Source organism: Polaromonas sp. P3_C2 (assembly GCF_056402675.1).
Map to the genome: position 1 here is coordinate 1 of NZ_JBFUGX010000609.1, position 2,488 is coordinate 2,488.

Consider the following 2,488-nt stretch of genomic DNA (forward strand, 5'->3'; position numbering starts at 1 on the left):
ACCCTGCTGCTGGGCCCCAATTGCCCCGGTCTGATCACGCCTGAAGAAATCAAGATCGGCATCATGCCAGGACATATCCACCGCAAGGGCCGTATCGGCGTAGTCAGCCGCTCCGGCACGCTGACCTATGAAGCTGTGGCGCAATTGACCGAAATCGGCCTGGGCCAATCGAGTGCAGTCGGTATCGGCGGCGACCCGATCAATGGCCTCAAGCACATTGACGTGATGAAAGCCTTCAATGACGATCCGGACACTGACGCCGTCATCATGATCGGCGAAATCGGCGGTCCCGATGAGGCCGAAGCCGCCCAGTGGTGCAAGGCCAACATGAAAAAACCGATCGTTGGCTTCATTGCTGGTGTGACTGCCCCTGCCGGCAAGCGGATGGGCCATGCGGGCGCGCTGATCTCCGGCGGCGCCGACACGGCCGATGCCAAACTTGCCATCATGGAAGCCTGCGGTTTCACCGTGACGCGCAATCCTTCGGAAATGGCCAAACTGCTCAAAGCGCTGCTGTAAGGCGCCACCACAAAAAAGTGATTTGAAAACTTGACCACGGTCAAGCAGGTAAGCAGTAATACCAATCGGGATTGGCCTATTGCGGCTTAGACTCTCCAAAACAAAAAAGCGCTTCCCAGCGCTTTTTTAATTCATAACAGGAGCTGCCATGTTTTTCGGACTGGACCTCGCGTCCCCCCTCTTCTGGAGCGCTTTCGGCTCCATCCTTCTTGCCAACATCGTGCTGTCTGGGGATAACGCCGTGGTAATTGCCATGGCTGCGCGCACACTCAAACCCGAGCAGCGCGGCAAGGCGATCTTCTGGGGCAGCGCCGCCGCGATCGTGATGCGTATCGTGCTGACCATTGTGGCCATTCAGCTGTTGAGCTTGCCATACCTGAAGATGATCGGTGCCGTACTGCTGGTCTACATTGGCGTGGACCTGCTCAAAGGCGAAGAAGATGAAGACGGCGAAGGCCACGAAATCAACGGCATGATGGCTGCGATTCGCACTATCCTGATTGCCGATCTGGTAATGAGCCTGGACAACGTTCTGGCAGTCGCAGCAGCCGCCAAGGGCAACCTCCCGTTGCTGGTACTGGGTCTTCTGGTGAGCATCCCGCTGATTATTTTCGGCGCCACCTTGTTGACCAAGGTCATGGAGCGCTTCCCCATCATCATTACCATCGGTGCAGCTCTTTTGGGCTTCCTGGCGGGTGAGATGTTGCTGACGGATCCTGCGGTAGTGAGCTATTTTGGTGCCGTTAGCGACCATACGGTGACTGCCGGTGGGATTGTGGGTGCCGTGCTCGTGGTGGCACTGGGCACCTACCTGACCAAACGGCAGCAGACAAAGGCGCCTTCCGCCTGAACCGGCGTACGGCCCGGCCGCCGCAGCCCCTTTGGCGGTTAGGGTCGTTTCTTAGCGTTCGCCACCTGCTGCGGACCGGATGCGCGCCGCGCATACCAGAAAACCACTTATTTGCAACAGTCGGCACGCTTGCGGTGCAGAAGTCGCTTGTCCAGCCGCACCCCGTCTGTTAATGTCCATTGTCAGGAGACTTGTAACCTGCCGAAACAGTCGGCGGGTGATATCCGGCGCACGAAATTTGCTGCCGGAGGACCGATAGTACAAAGCAATTACAAAAATGGCTGGGGCTATGCATAGCGAATCAGGACAAGGGACGGGAAGTGGCCAAAACATCTAGGAAATTGAGTCAGTTCTGGCGGGCCGACTGGTTTGTGGGCGTTCTGGTGGTGCTGGCCGTCCTTTTTTTGCATGGCCTGACCGATTTTTTCGGCACACTTGAGCGCCGTTACTATGACTATGCGAGCACCAGCAGCAATCGTCAGCCCTCAGACCGTATAGCGGTTATTGCGATTGACGACCAAAGCATCGCGAATATAGGCCGTTGGCCCTGGCCCCGGGACGTCCATGCGAAGCTGATAGACCAGTTGACAGCCGCCAAGACCAAGACAGTCGTCCACACGGCTTTTTTCTTTGAGCCTCAAACCGACCGAGGTCTCGCTTTTATCCGCAAGATGAAAGAGGTCCTCGGCGATCCTGCTGTCGCGCAAACTGGTATTGGCGAGCAATTGAGCAAGGTGATTGCGGATGCCGAGGTGGCGCTGGATAGCGATGCCAAGCTGGCTGCCAGTATGGTCAATGCCGGCAATGTGCTTGTGCCCTCGGTGTTTACTCTTGGCGAGCCGCAGGGCAGGCCAGACAATCCGCTGCCGGCCTACGCGCTCAAAAGCGCGATTGACGAGAGCAACGGCTTTTCCATTGCGGCAATACGCGGCACCCAGCCGATTGAAGCCATAGGCAATGCCGCCGCCGGTATAGGCCACCTGAACCAGATACAGGATCCCGTTGATGGGGCAGTTCGCCAGGAGCCGCTGCTTGTCAATTATTACGGCAAGGGTGTGCCCTCTATGGCGCTGCTGGCTGCCGCAAAAAGCCTCAACCTCAACACCTCTGATATCAAGC

General features: G+C 57.4%; 2 protein-coding genes and 1 pseudogene. All 3 read left to right on the forward strand.

What is annotated here, in order from left to right; genetic code table 11:
* Nucleotides 1-519, forward strand: a pseudogene (locus tag AC1DWI_RS19700) (succinate--CoA ligase subunit alpha); the annotation flags it as partial.
* 148 nt (nt 520-667) lie between these two features.
* A complete protein-coding gene (locus tag AC1DWI_RS19705; protein ID WP_477670592.1) occupies nt 668-1,369 on the forward strand; it encodes a TerC family protein in 702 nt (233 codons plus the stop codon).
* A gap of 320 nt (nt 1,370-1,689) precedes the next feature.
* Nucleotides 1,690-2,488, forward strand: a 799-nt coding sequence (locus AC1DWI_RS19710) for a CHASE2 domain-containing protein (protein WP_477725520.1), incomplete at its 3' end; no start/stop codon positions are given.

What these genes read in the sequence shown, in the direction of transcription:
- AC1DWI_RS19705 (WP_477670592.1), top strand. Translation starts at nt 668, where the DNA reads ATGTTTTTCGGACTGGACCTCGCGTCCCCCCTCTTCTGGAGCGCTTTC.